This window comes from Mycoplasma sp. P36-A1 (genome assembly GCF_049478495.1).
Classification (GTDB): domain Bacteria; phylum Bacillota_I; class Bacilli_A; order JAJDGJ01; family JAJDGJ01; genus P36-A1.
The window spans coordinates 1,829,518-1,848,266 of sequence record NZ_CP168083.1; the positions used below are offsets into that span (position 1 = coordinate 1,829,518).

At 28.8% G+C, this 18,749-nt stretch carries 18 protein-coding genes; 2 read left to right on the plus strand and 16 right to left on the minus strand.

Annotated elements, in window-relative coordinates; all coding sequences use genetic code 4:
- Nucleotides 1–370: 370 nt before the first annotated feature.
- The 4 genes from ACD762_RS08865 to ACD762_RS08880 all read right to left on the minus strand — a co-directional run bounded on the left by ACD762_RS08865 (nt 371) and on the right by ACD762_RS08880 (nt 5,723).
- Nucleotides 371–790, minus strand: a complete 420-nt coding sequence (locus ACD762_RS08865; protein ID WP_423363641.1) for a hypothetical protein — start codon at nt 788–790, stop codon at nt 371–373.
- A 502-nt stretch (nt 791–1,292) separates the two neighbouring features.
- Entirely contained in the window at nt 1,293–2,738 is a 1,446-nt protein-coding gene (locus ACD762_RS08870) for a carbon starvation protein A (protein WP_423363642.1), read from the minus strand.
- Between the two features lie 603 nt (nt 2,739–3,341).
- A complete protein-coding gene (locus ACD762_RS08875; RefSeq protein WP_423363643.1) occupies nt 3,342–4,064 on the minus strand; it encodes a LytR/AlgR family response regulator transcription factor in 723 nt (240 codons plus the stop codon).
- A 6-nt stretch (nt 4,065–4,070) separates the two neighbouring features.
- Nucleotides 4,071–5,723 carry a LytS/YhcK type 5TM receptor domain-containing protein gene (locus ACD762_RS08880; protein ID WP_423363644.1) on the minus strand — a complete coding sequence of 551 codons (1,653 nt, stop codon included), beginning with the start codon at nt 5,721–5,723 and terminating at the stop codon, nt 4,071–4,073.
- Between the two features lie 90 nt (nt 5,724–5,813).
- Between ACD762_RS08880 and ACD762_RS08885 the strand changes: the two genes are divergently transcribed.
- A complete protein-coding gene (locus tag ACD762_RS08885) occupies nt 5,814–6,395 on the plus strand; it encodes a DsbA family protein (protein ID WP_423363646.1) in 582 nt (193 codons plus the stop codon).
- 279 nt (nt 6,396–6,674) lie between these two features.
- Here the strand turns inward: ACD762_RS08885 and ftsH are convergent, their stop codons facing one another.
- From ftsH to ACD762_RS08910, 5 genes are read right to left on the minus strand one after another with little or no spacing between them, the layout of a single operon-like run.
- Complete coding sequence (ftsH, locus tag ACD762_RS08890; RefSeq protein ID WP_423363648.1) at nt 6,675–8,627, minus strand: ATP-dependent zinc metalloprotease FtsH; 1,953 nt, start codon at nt 8,625–8,627, stop codon at nt 6,675–6,677.
- Nucleotides 8,628–8,642: 15 nt separating this feature from the next.
- A complete protein-coding gene (gene hpt, locus ACD762_RS08895) occupies nt 8,643–9,176 on the minus strand; it encodes a hypoxanthine phosphoribosyltransferase (protein ID WP_423363650.1) in 534 nt (177 codons plus the stop codon).
- A 14-nt stretch (nt 9,177–9,190) separates the two neighbouring features.
- Nucleotides 9,191–10,315: a tRNA lysidine(34) synthetase TilS gene (gene tilS, locus ACD762_RS08900; RefSeq protein WP_423363651.1), complete on the minus strand. Its 1,125-nt coding sequence runs from the start codon at nt 10,313–10,315 to the stop codon at nt 9,191–9,193.
- Nucleotides 10,316–10,337: 22 nt separating this feature from the next.
- Nucleotides 10,338–10,634: an FtsB family cell division protein gene (locus ACD762_RS08905; protein ID WP_423363653.1), complete on the minus strand. Its 297-nt coding sequence runs from the start codon at nt 10,632–10,634 to the stop codon at nt 10,338–10,340.
- A gap of 1 nt (nt 10,635) precedes the next feature.
- Nucleotides 10,636–11,514 carry a phosphotransferase gene (locus ACD762_RS08910; RefSeq protein WP_423363655.1) on the minus strand — a complete coding sequence of 293 codons (879 nt, stop codon included), beginning with the start codon at nt 11,512–11,514 and terminating at the stop codon, nt 10,636–10,638.
- A 270-nt stretch (nt 11,515–11,784) separates the two neighbouring features.
- Between ACD762_RS08910 and ACD762_RS08915 the strand changes: the two genes are divergently transcribed.
- Nucleotides 11,785–13,065, plus strand: coding sequence for an ISL3 family transposase (locus ACD762_RS08915; protein WP_423363280.1), 1,281 nt, complete (start codon nt 11,785–11,787; stop codon nt 13,063–13,065).
- Nucleotides 13,066–13,198: 133 nt separating this feature from the next.
- On the opposite strand, the gene atpC is transcribed toward ACD762_RS08915, so the two are convergent.
- The 7 genes from atpC to atpE are packed head-to-tail and all read right to left on the minus strand — an operon-like array spanning nt 13,199 to nt 18,747.
- Nucleotides 13,199–13,603, minus strand: a complete 405-nt coding sequence (gene atpC / locus ACD762_RS08920) for an ATP synthase F1 subunit epsilon (protein ID WP_423363656.1) — start codon at nt 13,601–13,603, stop codon at nt 13,199–13,201.
- Nucleotides 13,604–13,614: 11 nt separating this feature from the next.
- Entirely contained in the window at nt 13,615–15,015 is a 1,401-nt protein-coding gene (atpD, locus tag ACD762_RS08925) for a F0F1 ATP synthase subunit beta (RefSeq protein WP_423363658.1), read from the minus strand.
- A 16-nt stretch (nt 15,016–15,031) separates the two neighbouring features.
- A complete protein-coding gene (gene atpG, locus ACD762_RS08930; RefSeq protein WP_423363659.1) occupies nt 15,032–15,907 on the minus strand; it encodes an ATP synthase F1 subunit gamma in 876 nt (291 codons plus the stop codon).
- Nucleotides 15,907–17,439, minus strand: a complete 1,533-nt coding sequence (gene atpA, locus ACD762_RS08935) for a F0F1 ATP synthase subunit alpha (RefSeq protein ID WP_423363660.1) — start codon at nt 17,437–17,439, stop codon at nt 15,907–15,909. The genes atpG and atpA overlap by 1 nt, the downstream gene beginning before the upstream one ends.
- A 19-nt stretch (nt 17,440–17,458) precedes the next feature.
- Entirely contained in the window at nt 17,459–17,992 is a 534-nt protein-coding gene (gene atpH, locus ACD762_RS08940) for an ATP synthase F1 subunit delta (RefSeq protein WP_423363661.1), read from the minus strand.
- Complete coding sequence (atpF, locus tag ACD762_RS08945; protein ID WP_423363662.1) at nt 17,992–18,492, minus strand: F0F1 ATP synthase subunit B; 501 nt, start codon at nt 18,490–18,492, stop codon at nt 17,992–17,994. Before atpF ends, atpH begins: the two co-directional genes overlap by 1 nt.
- 18 nt (nt 18,493–18,510) lie before the next feature.
- The gene (gene atpE, locus ACD762_RS08950; protein WP_423363663.1) at nt 18,511–18,747 is read right to left on the minus strand and encodes an ATP synthase F0 subunit C; all 237 of its coding nucleotides are present in this window, start codon (nt 18,745–18,747) and stop codon (nt 18,511–18,513) included.
- Nucleotides 18,748–18,749 lie beyond the last annotated feature (2 nt).

The window sequence follows — 18,749 nt, forward strand, 5'->3', positions numbered from 1 at the left end:
CTATAGAGAAAACACTCTTCGTTTTTTAGTATAAATGTACTTTTAAAACTTTAATGTTAATATTATCACTAGAAGTTTAAATTATTAACCCAACTGAAGATGTAACACACTACTTTGTAGAACTATTAAAAAGAATTGATTTGTCATAATAAAGATTCAAAAAATTCTTATTTAGTTTTTTCAAAAAACTAGTTCATTTTTTTTAGTATGAATCTATATATAATGTATGTAATAGTATAATATACTAGTGCTATAACTGTTACTATGTAAACATTATCAATGTAAATTATTAGTTTTTGTTTTAAAAAATAGAAAACAAATACTAAATTAAGTGAATATATTATATGTACTATATTTTTAGACATAATGCTTACCAAGATATAGTTGTACTAGCAATATCTGCTATGTACCCACTAGTTGTTTTAATATATTTTTCTTTATAATTATTTATTGTTGCTGTATCTGATGGTTTCCAATCTATTGTTCCATTACTACGATAGTCTTTATTGAAATGATTATAAAAGTGCCCTGTTGTTATAATCTTATCTTTGTTCTTCTTCCAATAAAAGTCCTGCCTGGTAGTTATTCCACTTGAATTATCACATGCAGATTCAATAAAGCTTTTAACAACTGCTAGGTTGCTAAAGAAATACCTTTCAAAATCTTGATCTTTCTCTTGAGAACTGTAATCTAATTCTCTTTGCCCAATAGATTGTATTTCATTAGCTTTAGCATTACTTATTATTAATAAGTTAGTTAATACTGTTAATAATACAATAATTTTTTTCATTTTAATTCTCCTTTATATTAAAATTATATAACTATAATATCATTTTATATATTTATTGTAAACTTTATATTATTCAACAACATTATTTATAAGTGAACAACAAACTAGACTTTTCAATAAAAAAAAGTTGAATTGTATTAGAAAAACATAGAATTTATGATTTTTTAATTTATAAATAATGCAGTTTATATTTTGTAAAAAAATATAATAGACATTAAAAATATCAAATTAAACAATTATAGTGTAATAATAGAAAACTTTGTATCTAAATTTTAGAAGCTAAAACAACAGCTTGAGACTTTTAAGATTTGAAAGATTAATAACTTTATAATAATATAGGAATTACTAAATATATAGAGATAATAAAAAAAGGATATAACATTTCTGTTATATCCAGTACTAACTCATATATCAAATAGTAAATCAAACCCATTTGACAAAGAGTCTAATAAAGATATGATATCTTATATTATAGTTTTTTATTGGATGTAAAACTATTTATTTAGTCAGTAATTGGTTCTTCTGTGATAATACCTTTATATTTTTTAGATTTAGCAAAGAATAGACCACCTAAACTTAATGATACTATTATTCCTATTATTATACCAAACATCTCTTTAGTTGCTACATCTGCAAATGGTAGAAATCCACCTAATCCTTCAGGTGCTACTAAAATGTAAGTTACTACTACTACTGTCATAAATAATGCTGGTATTAAAGCAATAAAGTAGTTTTTATTTCTTTGAAGTAAGTATGCTGCTCCCGCCCATAAAGCTATTGTTGCTAATGTTTGGTTTGCCCATGCAAAGTATCTCCAAATAATTGTAAAATCAATAAATGTTAATGCTATACCACAAGCAAATAGTGGTATTGCAAGCATAAATCTATTTTTGATTGGACCTTGTTTGATATTAAATATGTCAGCTAGGTTTAATCTAGCGCTTCTAAATGCTGTATCTCCAGAGCTTATTGGTGCTGCTACTACTCCAAGTACTGCTAGTACTCCACCAACTTTTCCCATCATTGTACTTGATATTTGGTTAACTACACTTGCTGGTGCTGATACTACTTCTGCAAGTCCATTTAATCCACCAAAGAATGACATTGCTGCTGCTGCCCAGATTAATGCTACTATTCCTTCAGTAATCATTGCTCCATAGAATACTGATCTTCCTTCTCTTTCATTACCTAATGTTCTAGCAACCATTGGTGATTGTGTCGCATGGAATCCTGAAATGGCTCCACAAGCTATTGATACAAATAGGTAAGGGAATATTGATTTACCAGCTGGGTGAACATTTGCAAAAGTTAATTCAGGAATGTGATATCCTTCAAATAATAAACCATACATTATTCCTGCAGCCATTATTAATAATGCTGCTCCAAATAATGGGTATATTTTTCCGATAATTTTATCAACTGGTAATACTGTTGCTGCAACATAATAAACGATAATGATTGCAATAAGTATTCCACGATCAATTCCAGTTAGGTCTTTTAAAATATCTGCTGGTGATGCAATAAAGACTGTTCCAACTAATATTAGTAATATTATTGAGAAACCTCTCATAAATTGCTTAACGCCATTTCCTAAGTTATCTCCAATAACCTCTGAAACTGATTTACCTTTATCTCTAAGTGACATCATTCCTACTAAGTAGTCATGTGTTGCTCCTGCAAAAATACAACCAAATACAATCCACATAAAGGCTGCAGGTCCCCACATTGCACCAGCAATTGCACCAAAGATTGGTCCTGTTCCTGCAATGTTTAAAAATTGTATAAGAAATGCTTTAGCTTTTGGTAGTTCTACAAAGTCGATACCATCAGCCATTGATTTTACTGGAGTTTCTCTGTTAGGATCTGCTCCGAATACTTTTTCTACAAATTTTCCATAAGTAAAATAACCTACGATCAATGCTACGATTGAAAATAAAAATGTAATCATTTTAATCCATCCTTTTCAAGTATATTTTTTATAACGTGACTTTATGATAGCATAGGTTTTTCAAATAAAAAAGGTTGTTTACTAAAATTTGTTCCAACTGCGTACAACATGTACAAATATGTACATGAACGGTTTGTGTACATATTTATACTATAATAAAATATTATAAGTTAGATACTGCTATGATATTAACATTTTATATTTATAGTTTTTTTAGTATATGAATATTTAAGTTTTTATTATTGTAGACAACTTATTTAACGCTATTTTAACTTTAAATATCGACTTTGTTGTTATTGATTTTTTGAAAATGTCATAATTTATTTGAATATATATTTTACTTACTCTTATATTTTTAATGTATTACTTTTAATCAATATAGATTTTCAATAATAAAATATTATAGATAATACATATTTTGTTCATTAATTCAGTAATTATTATTAGTGTTCTTACAACTTGTTTTTACTAATTTAAGTGTTTTGGCAATGCTTTATTAGCTTTTATATATCTTAAATAATTTAGGTGCTTTCTTACTTTTACTATAATTTTTAACGATAATTACTAGTGAATTTCATAGATATATATAAATTAATATTAGTTTTATATTTCTATTTTAGTTTTGAAATCTCTTATTTTATTTCTTGAAATTGGTATTCTTATTGATGTGTAGTGCTTCATTCTTATGTCATATGAATTATGCCCATAGTACTCTAAGCTAGAAATATGATCTAGGTTAATTATATAACTCTTATGTATTCTAAAAAATTTATCATGGCTTAGCTTATCTTCTAAGTCTTGCATTTTTTCTGTAGTGGGTATTTCTTCTTTATCTATCGTATATATGTATGTTTTTCTATTAGCACTTTCAATATATACTATTTTATTTATGTCTATAAACTTTGTTTTTTTATTATATGAAATACTGAGTTTTTCTAGTTCATGATCATATGCATATTCTATTGTTTTAAAATGATTTTTTAATCGATTGACTAAGATGTTAAATCTTTTTGGATCTAATGGTTTTGTAATATAGTCAAAGGTTCCTATTTCAAAGCTATCTAATGCATATTGATCATATGCTGTTGCAAATATAATATTTATTTCTTGATTTATTTCTTTTAGCTTTTTCCCAATTGTTAGACCATCATAATCTCCTAAGTTCATATCGACAAAAGCTACATCAATTTCTTCTATTTGAGAATAGTCTAGCATTTGTTGTCCATTGATAAATTCTATTATATTTATTTCTTTAAAGTTTTCATTTAAAAGATATCTTAATTCATCTCTAGCTGCTTTTTCATCATCTATTATTGCAAATAACATATTATATTAATCCTCCTTTATCGGTATAAACATTGTAACTATTGTATATTCATTAACTTTTGATTGAACTTGTAAGCCGTATTTTTTACCATATAAATTTGTAAGTCTTTCACTTACATTTGATATTCCTATACTGTTGGTATTTCTTGAATTTGATGTTATTTCTTCTAATTTTTCTTTTGACATTCCTTTTCCATTATCTTTAATTATTATAATATAATCGTTTATATTTTTATTGATTATTACTTCTATTTTCCCTGATTCTAGACCTCGTAAACCATGTTTAATAGCATTTTCAACTATTGGTTGTATACTAAATCTAGGTAGTTTTGGATTTAGATCTTGTTTATTATTTATTATTAATTTAATGCTTTCACCAAATCTTGCTTTTTCAAGTGTAAAATAGACTTCGATATTTTCTAATTCTTCTTCTAAAGGTATTAATTGATCTGGCTTTTTTAGCACTCCTCTGAAGTAATTACTTAAATCTACAAGTAATTTTCTTGATTTATCAGAATCAGTTCTTGATATAGATATTATTGTATTTAAAATATTAAAAAGAAAGTGTGGATTTATTTGTGCCTGTAGCATAGCATATTCTGCTTCTTTTACTTTTTCTTTATTGATGTCTATTTCTGCTAATTCTAGTTGCGTTGACACTATGCTTGCTAATCCTCTAATAAATTCATTATTTGATTCTTCTGTTAGACTTTTATTTTTAAGTATTAAAACTAAGTAGCCTATCTTTTCTTTGTCTTGGTATAGAGTTGCTGCCACATAATTATCTTCATTATGTAGTAAATTGAATGGCTTTTTATTTCTTCTTTTGGTATCTTTGGCTAATAATTCATCTACAATATCATAATTTACATTGTATCTTTTATGCGCACTAGCTATTAATGTCTTTTTTTCACTATATATCATTGTATGTTTTATGTCACTATCTTCTTCTATTATTGATAATGCTTTACTTATATTTACAGGATCATTGATACCTTTTCTTAAAAATGGCATCATTCTTCCTGCAAGTCTAAGTGCATGACTAGCTTTTTTTGAAGAATATAGCTCTACATGAAGTATGCTTTGTTCAAATACGCTTAATAGTAAAACTGCACCCATACAATTTAAAATAAACATCATTGATAAACTATTTACTATAAATGATACTGCTTGATCAAATGGACGGGCTATCAATAGTATAAGCAATCCTTCGATAACACCCGCAATAGCCATTGCTATTGCAACTTTTTTTGAACGGTAGGGAAAAAAGTCTCTTTTATAACAAAAACTACCAATAATTCCAACTACTAGTGTTGATATTGAACACGCTATTGCGGTTAGATCTGCTGGAGAATAAAAATATCGATGTATTCCAGCTGCAAGACCTGAGGCTATTCCAACCCATGGGCCAAATAGTAGTCCACCTGAAAATACAACTACAGATCTTGTATTTACTATTCCTTCCATTCTCTGTGTACCAAATATTGTTGCACATATTCCTAGTATTGAGAAGATTAACGCTAAAGGAATAATGTCATTTTTAGCTAATTTTTCTTTAGTTAGCCAGTATGAAAAGTCTTTAAATCTTGTCATTAATTGTCCTGCCATTACTAGTAATCCTAGATTTATTACTATTGTGTATACTGCTGCAAAGTCCATTATTGTTCCCTCTTTTCTTTATATGTTATATTGCTTATTATAATTAATTAATCTTTTTACATGCTATAATCTATAAAAGGAGGTTTTTTTATGATTTATTTAGCAGTTAGTCCATTTTGTCCCTATTGTTATGCAAATGATAGAATTTTAGAGCAGGAAATTCCTACTCTTGATGATAATGACATTACAATTATTCCACACTTATTAACACCTGATTTAGTTGATTATGATGAAATTTTATATAATAGTGCTATTAGTGCTTATAAAAAACATGCGTTGCCTTATTTAGAGAAAAAGAATTTATTTAATTCTAAACCTTATAAATATGAAAATGTCTTAACATCTAAGCTTGTTTTTTTATCTTATTATTATTTAAGAGAATTTAATCTAGGTCTTCAATTTTATCATGAAGTTACAAGAAGATTCTGGGAGTCTGACTTTAATTTTGGTATACTTGAAAATCTTGCTTTGATAGTTAAAGATTTTGGTTTAAATGTAGATGATTATAAGATACATTATGACGACTTAGCTTATCAAGAGCAATATGACAAATATCTACAAATGCATGATGATTATGATGTTGATACTGTTCCTACTTATATTTTTGAAGATGAAATGATAGCAGGAGCTGGAAGTGCAATCAAAAAGGTAAAGGAAATTACAAAAAAATAAGAAAAAAAATCTTTATGAAAACTAGTTAAAAAAGCTAGTAATCATAGAGATTTTTATTTGCTTACTATTTTTATTTTTGTCATGTTGTTAAAGTTAATCCATGTTACTAAGAATAGTAGCGTGGCACTTAGTATGAACCAAATTATATTCATCAGTCTCCACCTCATATCTATTATACAACAATGTTTAAAATATGGCAATGTTTAGTTCAAAATATGTTCAATCTTAACAATCTAATAGTTTTTTAACTAAAAACAAAAAAATACGATTTCTCGTATTTTAAAGTTCTTTTGGATCGTCAATTGACTCTAATTTTTGGTTTAAAGCGACTGGATCTTTAGAAATATTTTCATCTTTATCTATAGTTTGATCATTATCATCTTCTACTTCTTTAGCAACTGGTACTGGTAATTTTCCAGTTGTAAATAATGAATATATTTCTTCTTTTGTTAGAGTTTCTTTTTCTAACAATGTTTTTGCTATTAATGTATGTAATTCTGAATTTTCTAATAAAATTTCTTTTGATTTTTCATAACATCCATCAATTATTTTTCTTATTTCTTTATCTATTTCATATGCTACATTATCAGAGAAGTTCTTTTTAGAGTTGTAATCTCTACCTAAGAAAACTGAACCTTCAGCTTGTCCATATTGAACTGTTCCTAATGCTGACATACCATATTGTGTAACCATGTTACGTGCAATTTCTGTTGCTTTTTCAATATCATTTGAAGCACCTGTAGAAATATCTTGGAATTTAATTTCTTCTGCTACACGTCCTGATAATAATCCTACGATTCTTGCTTCTAATTGCTTTTTAGTCATTAGGAAACCATCATCTTTAGGAGTCATTAGAACATATCCTCCTGCATTACCTCTTGGTATAATTGTTACTTTTTGTACTACTTCTGCATCTTCTAAAATCAGACCAGTAACAGCATGTCCAGATTCGTGATAAGCAACTACTTCAATATCATGTTTGTTTAATTTCTTGCTTTTCTTAGCTGGTCCACCTATTACTCTATCTATTGCTTCATCAAGATCATTCATATCAATAACGTTTCTTCCTGATCTTACAGCTAATAAAGCTGCTTCATTTAGAATATTTTCTAAGTCTGCACCAGTAAATCCAGGTGTTCTTTCAGCTAAATAATCTAGTTTTACTTCTGGAGCTAACTTTTTATTTCTAGCATGGACTTTTAGTATTTCTACTCTACCTTCTCTATCTGGTCTATTTATTTCTATTTGTCTATCAAATCGTCCTGGTCTTAAAATAGCTGGGTCTAGTACGTCTGGTCTATTTGTGGCAGCAATCATAATAATTCCTGAGTTTTCATTAAATCCATCCATTTCAACTAATAATTGATTTAATGTTTGTTCTCTTTCATCATTTCCACCACCAACACCGGCACCACGTTGACGTCCTACTGCATCTATTTCATCAATAAAGATTATACAAGGAGCATTTAATTTAGCTTCTTTAAACATATCTCTTACTCTACTTGCTCCAACTCCAACAAATAACTCTACAAAGTCAGATCCTGAAATTGTATAGAATGGAACTCCTGCTTCACCTGCAACAGCTTTGGCAAGTAATGTTTTACCTGTACCTGGAGGACCTACTAATAATACACCTTTAGGTATTCTAGCACCCATTTCTAAGTATTTTTTTGGTCGTTTCAGATAATCTACTAATTCTATTAATTCTTCTTTTTCTTCTTTAACACCTGCAACATCTTTAAATGTTACTTTATTATTACCTTTATCAAGTTTTGCACGGCTTTTTCCATATTCCATTCCTTTAGCTCCACCTTGAGATCTCATCATAAAGACTAAGAATCCTCCAAGTATTACTAATGGTATTATTGTTCCAGCAAGCTGGTACCATACATTACTTTGTTGTCCATTAAATTTGACATCAATTCCTTTATCACCTGCAACATCAATTAATTCTTGATATTGTTCGCTTGTTAAAGGTGCATTTCCTTCAAATATTTGTTCACTAGTGGCGTTATCACTACCTTTAGTAGTTATTCTACCTTGAACACTCATTACACCACTTTGTGTTGTTACCTCTAATTTACTTACTTCTTTTGTTTCAATTGTTTTAATTAACTGTGTATAACTAAGATTTGTTACTCTTCCTGATGAAGTGAATGCTAGGTATGCAACAAATAATAGTATCATTGAGACTAATAACAAGAAACTATATGAATTTTTTTTATTTTTCATTTATCCCTACCACCTCTACATGTAACATTCTTCTTTTAAAACTCCAATATATGGTAAGTTGCGATATAACTCATCATAATCAAGTCCGAATCCAATTACGAATTCATTTGGCACTATGTAACCTACATAGTCAGCTTCCATTTCAACTACTCTTCCATCAGGCTTATCTAGTAAAGTTGCTACTTTTAAAGTCTTAGGTGAACGATTAGTTAATATTCCCATTATTGTTTTTAATGTTTTTCCAGTATCAACTATATCTTCAACAATTAATACATTGGCTTGACCTATTGTTCTAGTTAAGTCTTTTAATATTCTTACTTCTCCAGTGCTCATAGTACCACGGTAACTACTAACATCCATAAAATCAATTTCACAATCAATTTTTATGTGTTTCATTAGTTCTGCAAGAAATGGTACTGAACCACTAAGTAGTCCTACTAATGTAATTCTTTCACCTTTATAGTCTTCATTAATTTGATCTGCTAATTCTTTAATTCTTTTGATTATTTGGTCTTCACTAAATAATATTTTCTTTACATTCTTGTGCATGAATGCCACCTCCGCTAGTAATTAAAAGCCCAATCTATTACAGTATCATTTTTTACAACTACTGGTAGACTGTCTTGAAGAAATTTTGCAATTTTTCTTTTTTTGATTTTTTGTAAATGTTTCTTCGTATTTTTCCCCATATTAGACAATTCTTTGTCTGTTATAGCTCTGATTATGTATGGATAATCAGTTGTGATTTGTTTAAGATTAAAGTTAAAATTATCCTTGAAATATTGTTTAATCTTTATGTAATCTGTATCATTTGTTACTTCAAATTTATATTTTTTCACATTTGGATACAACGTATAAATAATACCATAACTAACAATTACAGTTGTGTCTAAAAAGGTTTTTTGTAATGCTGATGCAGTCTCTATTTGACGTATTATTTCATCTAAATTTTTGGTTGTTACACTGTAATTTTTCATAATTGAATATAACCAACGTCGTTTAATATTTTGGTTCCATTTTTTAAATTCTGAGACTTTATAAAATGGTTTATTATTTTTTTGTAAAAATCTTATTTCTTTAAATAATCTCTCATTCTTTTCTAGTACTTCTTGATGAATTATATTTTTTTCTGCTACTGTAAGTTTACTTAATTCATGTCTATTAACATTTCTTGTATAGTCTAGTGTCAAGTTAGATGAATCTTGGTGAAAAGGTACATTATTTATTTTACTATAATTATTAATATCGCTTTTATACCAATCTAGCAACGGTCTAATTACTAGTAAGCTTTTATGCTGAGTTATTGATGCTATTCCATAATAACTATAAATTCCACCACGATTTTTTTGGAATAAGTAGGTTTCTAAGTAATCATCTTTATGATGAGCAACATATAGTATATTAGTATCATACTTTTTTGCTACTTCCATAAAGAAATCATATCTTATATCTCTTGCTTGAGCCTGGAAATTTTCATGTGTATATTCTTCTTTTTTTACTGTTTTTGTTTCTAATATAATATTTTTATTTTTTATGTATTCTTTAATTACTTCTAAATCGATATATGAATCTATTCTTTTTTGATAATTAACATGAGCTGCGACTATTTCAAAGTCTTTTTTATACATTATATCTAGTAGTACCATTGAATCTATTCCGCCACTTAGGGCTATTATTATTTTTTTCATTATAGATAATAATGCACCAGACTTACTCTGGTGCACTCTCACTTTCATCATCAGGTAAAATATATACTGTTGTTCCTTTTTCAGTTGAGAACATTGTTCCACTTACATAAGATTGTATATATTCATCATCTTTTAATTTAGTTACTTCATTGTTTAATGTATCAGTCTCTGTTTTTAATTGCTCATTTTCTGTATTTGCTTTACTTAAAGCATGTTTTAATTGAACGGTTGAAAATAAATCGCTACTTATATTTAATACCATAAATGCCATGAATGTAAGTAGAACTACTCTAGATATTTGTTTTACTCTTTTATTCATATTATTTTGCCTCAACTAAATCTAAATAATCTTGGAAAAATCCTTTTGCTTTATCTAGATAGGCACTTGCAAAAAAGCTAAAGTCTACTGCTAATTCTTCTGATAGTCCTATTTGATGTTTATATTTTGCAACATTATGCCATTGCAAGCATTGAAACATTCTCCATGCATATAGTCTTTGGTATTCTTCTCTACCTGGGTTTTCAAAGTATACTTCCATTAAATCTTTTGCATGATCAAAATTAGCGTTACCATAACATGCAATGTCATATATTGGATCATTATTTCCTGCAAACTCCCAATCTAGTAAATATAATCTATCGTTACCTACTACAAAGTTACTTGTTTGTGAATCACCATGAGCTGCTACTAATGGTGCATCCTTTAGTACTATTTCATAGATGTCTAACCATTTGTCTTTCAATGCTAAGTACACTGGATCTTTTGTTTCAGTAATACTTTCATATTTTTCTAATCTTTCTAATGGATTATAGTCATATTTGAACTTTGGAATTGAGTGTAGTTTCTTAAGTAACTGTGCAACAGCTTCTGTTGGTTTATTACTTAGTTCACTTACTGGTTCTCCTTCGACAAATGGAGCAATTTTATAACCAGTTTCTACATCAAAATAAATTGGTGCAGGTTGGAAATCATAAGGTTTTATTTCTCCTATAATTTCAAATTCCTTTTCTCTATCGGTAAAATGTTCTGCTCCTTTACCTGGAACTCTGAATGTATATTTTTTATTATCAATTGTAATTACATAAGTATAATTAGACATTCCGCCCATTAAACGGAATTCTACATTACAATCACTGCAAATCACTTCTTTTACAACTTTCTTAATAATTTGTTCGTTGTTTTCAACACTATTTTTCATAGTACCACCACCTTAAGTATATTATAGAACAATGTAAATTTTTTTTCAATTGAATAAGTATATGTTATGTAAATATTAGCTTATTTTACTTATTAGTTAAGTTTCTATAATTTTTAAGCAAAAAAAAATGGTTCTATAATTTATAGGGTGGAATAACAAATTCAAGTATTACTTGAAATGTTATCCACCCTTAAATTGTTAATATAAAGAAAAAGACATTTATCTTTGTTATAATTTAAGCGACTAAAATAAATTAAGGAGATAAATGTCATGATTAATAATAACATAATTAATAAAAACAATAAAGAATTAAAAGAAATTATTGGAATTAATGATTCCAATATTAATATATATAAATTTCAAGATGAAAAAATTAAAGATAATATTTCTAAAGTATTTTATGGAATTCTATTTTTTAATGATAATGTTTGCCCTAAATGTAATAAAGTTCATAATAAATTTTATGTACATAATAAAAAAGTATCTCTTATTAAATTACCTATGGTTTCTGGTTTTGATGCTTATTTAAAACTTACTAAAACTCGTTATAAATGTATGGAATGTAATAAAACTTTTATTCCTGCTAATACCCTAACTAATCCTGGATGTTTTATTTCTAATAAAGTTAAATATCTTATTGCTCTTAAATTAACTGATATGCTTACTTGTACTTATATTGCTAAAGATCATAATGTATCTACACATTCTGTTTTTAGAGTATTAGATACTTATGCAGAGGCTGCTAAATCTACTACTATTAAATCCTATTTACCAAAAGTACTTCATTTTGATGAGTTTAAATCTACTAAAGATGCTGATGGCAATATGTCCTTTGTTATTATGGATGGTGAAAAAAGAAAGCTACTAGATATCGTAGAAAACAGACAAAAAGCTTACTTAGAGAACTATTTTAGCTACTATACAAAAGAAGCTATTGATAATGTTGAATATATTGTAATTGATATGTATACACCTTATATTGAAATCATTAAAAATGTCTTTACTAATGCTAAAATAATATTAGATAGATTTCATATTTATCAGAATTTAACTAGAGCCTTTAATAAAACTAGAGTTGCAATTATGAATGCAGATGAAAAAAACAGAAATAAGTTCAAAAATTTTTGGAAACCTATATTACAGTTAAAAGAGAATCTTTCAGAAGTGATGTTTAAGCATGCAACCTTTAATTATAAGTTCACAAACAATAAAGCAATTCTAAATTATTTAATCGAAAATAATGAGGACTTTAAAAATAATTATGAAATATATCAAGATTTACTATTTTCTTTAAAATACAATAATATGGAAATGTTTAAGAAAACAATTGATCAGCCTAATAAATTAGCTTCAGATAAAATTAAAACTTGTATATCTACCTTTATTAAGTATTTTGAATATATTAAAGATAGTTTCGATGTTGAGTATAATAATGGAATAATAGAAGGTACAATATCTAAATTCAAGAAGTTAAAAACAATATCTTGCGGGTTTAGAAGATTTGAAAGATTAAAAACTAGAATAATGATACAAGAATTATTAATTGTATAGAAAAAGCATAAAAAAAAGGATACAACATTTCTGTTATATCCTGTACTAACTCATATATCAAATTGTAAAATTCCACCCTATTTGACAAAGAGCCAAAAAAATGCTGATAAGTACTATCAACATTTTATTTTTTTTAATTTCTAAATTGTTCGTAAGCATTTTTTCTATTTAGATTTTTTCCTAATTTTACTTCAGCTTGTTTTATTTCAAAACTAGTGCTTGCTGTTTCTATTGTTTTTTTACTTGCTTCTATTTCTGCTAATACTCTTTCTAAATCAATATCTGAAATATTTTCGGCTGAGTTTACAAAAATAGTTACTAAATTATTCCATACAAATAAGTATCCACTACTTACTGTCATTTCAAATCTTTCTCCATTTTCATCTTCATAAGTTAATATACCATCATTAATCTTATCTACCATTGGTGCATGGTTTGTTAATATTCCTACCATACCATTTGATGTTGGTACATTTACTATTTTAGCTCTACCTTCAAATTGTTTTCTTTCAGCTTCAGAGATTACTAATGTAAACATTATATCAACTCCTATTCGCTTTTCATTGCTTCTGCTTTAGCTACTGCATCTTCAATTGCTCCACAGTATAGGAATGCTTGTTCTGGAAGGTCATCATGTGCTCCTTCAAGTATTTGCTTAAACCCTTGAATTGTTTTTTCAATTGGTACATATTGTCCTTTATATCCAGAAAATTGTTCTGCAACATGGAATGGTTGAGATAGGAAGTTTCTAACTTTTCTAGCTCTTGCTACAATAAGTTTATCTTCTTCACTAAGTTCATCCATACCTAGAATTGCAATAATATCTTGTAATTCTTTAAATCTTTGTAGAATTTCTTGTACACCACGTGCTGTATTGTAATGTTCATCTCCAACAATTTTTGGATCTAGTATTCTTGAATTAGATTCAAGTGGATCTACTGCTGGATAAATTCCAAGTGCAGCAATACTTCTATCTAGTGCTGTTGATGCATCTAGGTGAGCAAATGTTGTTGCTGGTGCTGGGTCAGTTAAATCATCAGCTGGAACATATACTGCTTGAATTGATGTAATTGATCCTTTTTTAGTTGATGTAATTCTTTCTTGTAGTTGTCCCATTTCTGTTGCAAGTGTTGGTTGGTATCCAACTGCTGATGGCATACGTCCAAGTAGGGCAGAAACTTCTGAACCTGCTTGTGTAAATCTGAAAATATTATCTATAAATAGTAATACATCTTGTCCTTCTTGATCACGGAAGTATTCTGCCATAGTTAATCCTGTAAGTGCTACCCTCATTCTTGCACCAGGTGGTTCATTCATTTGTCCAAATACTAGTGCTGTTTTAGAAAGTACTCCTGATTCTTTCATTTCATAATAAAGGTCATTTCCTTCTCTTGTACGTTCTCCAACTCCAGCAAATACTGAAATTCCACCGTGTTCTGAGGCAATGTTATTTATTAATTCTTGAATAAGTACTGTTTTACCTACTCCTGCTCCACCAAATAGTCCAGTTTTACCACCTTTTGAATAAGGGCAAATTAAATCTACTACTTTTATTCCTGTTTCAAACATTTCTGCTCTTGTTTGTTGCTCATCATAGCTTGGTGCTTCTCTATGTATTGGCATTTTCTTTGTTTCTGTAACTTCTGGTTTTTCATCAATTGCTTTTCCAAGTACGTTAAACATTCTACCTAATGTTTTGTCTCCTACAGGTACACTAATTGCTGCTTGTGTATCTAGTACATCCATACCTCTAACTAATCCTTCAGTTGCATCCATAGAAATACATCTAACAATATCATCTCCGATTTGTTGTGCTACTTCTATTACAACTTCATTTCCATTAGCTTTAACAACTAACGCGTTGTTGATCTTAGGAAGAGTTGCTTCACTGAATCTAACATCTAAAACTGGTCCAGTTATTTGCGTAATTTTTCCAATATTTTCTTGCATTAATAAATACTCCTTCCTATATTGCGTTTGCTCCACCAACTATTTCTGTTAATTCTTGTGTAATGTTGGCTTGACGAACTCTATTGTATTCTAATTGTAATTGTTCTTTAAGTTCTTCTGCATTATCTGTTGCAGTTTCCATTGCTAATCTTGATGAAGCATATTCACATGCTTTACCTTCAAGAATTGCTGTATATGTATTTGTTGCTAAGTAATCTTTTAATAAGTCATCAATTAAATTATCTGAATCACCTAAAACATCAAATGGTGCTAGTAATTCTGTAAAAGTGTTTTCTACTGGAATTAGTTGAGTAACTTTTGGTGAAAATGTTACTGAGTTTACAAATTTTGTGTATACTAGTTTAACTTTTCCATATTGTCCTGTATTGAACAAATGTAAAATTGGTTTAGTAAGTACATAAACTTCTGAGAATTTATGTATTTCATCAACAACAAAAACTTCTTTATCATTATGTAACATTTCTCTTAATACATCTTCTAGATAAATGATTTGTGCATCTTTACTTTTTAAATATGACACTGGTTTACGACCATAACACAGAAATGCATCTCCTGGTTTAGAATCTAGGAAGGCTTCTTTTGATACATTTATATTGTATCCACCTGTAAGTCCCATATTACCACCAATAACTACATAAAGTGTTTTATCATTTTTTGATTCGATGTATTCTTTTTTTCCATTTTGCTTTGCAACTTCATATATCACTGCTGACATATTGTCAGTTACAAATTTTCTAACACTTTCACTTTGAGTGTATTCTTTTTTTGCTTTTCTAAGTTTAGCACTCGCTACAAGCTCCATAGCTTTAGTGATTTTTTTAGTCGAATCTACTGATTTAATTCGACGTTTAGTGTTTTGTAGGTTAGCCATTATTCTGCCTTCTCAACTTCTACACTTTTCATAAAGTTTGTTTTGCATACATCTAGTGCTGCTTTTAACTCACTTTCGATTCCAGATGTAATTTCCTTTTTATCTTCTAATTGACTCATTAGTAAACTATATTCAGACTTAATTGTTGCTAGTAATTCGGCTTCAAAACGTTTTACTTCTTGTACTGGTACTCCATCAAAGTAATGGTTTTTAAGTGCAAATAACACTACAACTTGATCATATACTGCCATTGGTGAATATTGATTTTGTTTTAAAACTTCTAAAACTCTTGCACCATGATCAAGAATTTTTTTAGTGCTATCATCTAAGTCACTTCCAAATTGAGAAAATGCTTCTAGTTCTTGATATTGTGCTAGTTCTAGTTTAAGTGAACCTGATACTTGTTTCATTGCTTTTATTTGTGCAGATGATCCTACTCTTGATACAGATAGTCCTGAATCTACAGCTGGTCTTTGACCTTGATTAAATAAATCTGTCTGTAAGAAAATTTGTCCATCTGTAATTGATATTACATTTGTTGGGATATATGCTGAAATATCCCCTGCAAGTGTTTCGATAATTGGAAGAGCTGTAATTGATCCTCCTCCATAATTTGCATTTAAACATGCAGCACGTTCTAGTAAACGTGAATGAAGATAGAATACATCTCCTGGATATGCTTCACGACCTGGTGGTCTACGTAATAATAATGATAATGTACGGTATGCTACAGCATGCTTGCTTAAATCATCGAAGACGATTAACACATCATCACCATTTTCCATCCACTCTTCTCCAATTGTTACTCCTGAATATGGTGCAATATATTGAAGTGGTGCCATTTCTGATGCAGTTGCTGATACTACTGTTGTATATTCCATTGCACCATTTTGTCTTAAAACTTCTGCAATTTGTGCAACTGTTGAATTTTTTTGTCCTATAGCAACATAGATACATTTAACACCTAAACCTTTTTGGTTTAAGATTGTATCTAAAGCGATTGCTGTTTTACCAGTTTGACGGTCACCAATGATAAGCTCACGTTGCCCTCTTCCAATTGGAATCATAGAATCTATTGCTTTTATTCCTGTTTGTAATGGTTTATCAACACTTTGTCTAGTCATTACTCCAGGTGCAACTCTTTCAATCGGTCTTGTTTTTGTTGATGCTATTTCACCTAAACCATCAATTGCTTGTCCTAGAGCATTTACAACTCTACCTAACATTCCATCACCAACTGGAACTTCGATAACATGACCTGTTCTTTTTACAGTGTCACCTTCTTTGATATTTGTATCATCACCCATTAATACGGCTCCGACATGTTCTTCTTCTAAGTTTAGTGCCATTCCATAAACATCACCAAACTGTAGTAATTCTCCTGACATTGCATTATCTAAACCATATACTAAAGAGATACCATCACCAACTGTGATAACTGTACCAACTTCAGACGTTTCGATTTTATCGTCATATCGTTTAATTTGTTCTTTAATTATTTGACTAATTTCTTCTGGTCTAATTGAACTCACACAATCACCTTCTTATCTATTATTTTTTTAAGATCGTTGTTTTCATACGATCTAATTTATTTGCGATACTTCCATCTATTACTAAATCATTTATTACTACTTTTATTCCAGCAAGTAGTGTTTCGTCGATTCTATTAATAGCAACATATTTTTGATTATATTTATTTTCTAAGGCATCTTTTATTTCTTCTAATTGAGTTTGATTTAACTCTTTAGTTGAGTAAATTATTGCTTCATGTATTTTATAGTGTTTAAGGTAAGCATTTTTATATGCTTTTGTAATATCAACAATGTATCTTACTCTTGATTTATCAACTAGTAACTTTAAAAAGTTTAGTACATCTTTGTCTAAGATATTTGAAAAAATATTTTCTATCATTTCTTTTTTGTTTATCTTAGATAAATTTTTACTTTCTAGTATTTTAACTAAATCTTTATTTGAAGAAATGATTTCATTAATGCTAGACATTTGTTCTAAAACTATATCTTGTTTATTGTCTTCTAGCGCTAAATCAAACATTGCATTTGCGTAAGCTACACTAACTGCTTCCATTATTCGTTTAACTCCTTAATGAAGTCTTGAACAATATTTTCAGATTTTTGTTCATCAATATTTCCTTTAACAATTTTACGTGCAACATCCATTGCTATATCAACAACTTGACCTTCTACTTCTTTTTGTGCTGAAGCTTTTTCTCTTTCTATTTCAATACGTGCTTTTTCCATTTTATCTGTTGCTTCATTTTGTGCCTTATTAAGTATATCTTCTTTAATTTTTATCGCTTCATCTTTAGATTTATCTAAAATTGATTTTGAATCAATGCGAGCTTGTTTAAGTGCTTCGTTTGCTTGTTGTTCAAACTCTACTGCTTTTTTGTTTGAAGTTGATGCTGATTCAACTTGATTCAAAATATACTCTTCTCTTCTTTGTAAGAAGTCCATAAGTGAATTCCAAAAGAATTTCTTGAAGAAGAAGAATAATATTCCTGTACCTATCCAAACAGTTATTAATTTTGCAAGTGTAGGAAACAAATTTATTTCTACATTACTCATATTATTTTTCTCCTTTCATTAAGACATTTTTGTAAAGATTAGAATTAATGCAATCAATAGTCCATAAAGTGCTGATGATTCAGCTACTGCTTGACCAATGATCATCATTGTTCTTATTTTTCCTTCTGCTTCTGGGTTACGTCCTACTGCTTGTGCAGCTCCTGATGCTGATACCCCTTGTCCTGCTCCAGTTCCACAACCTGTAAGTACAGCTAGTCCTGCACCTATTGCGATTAATCCATTATTTATATCCATAG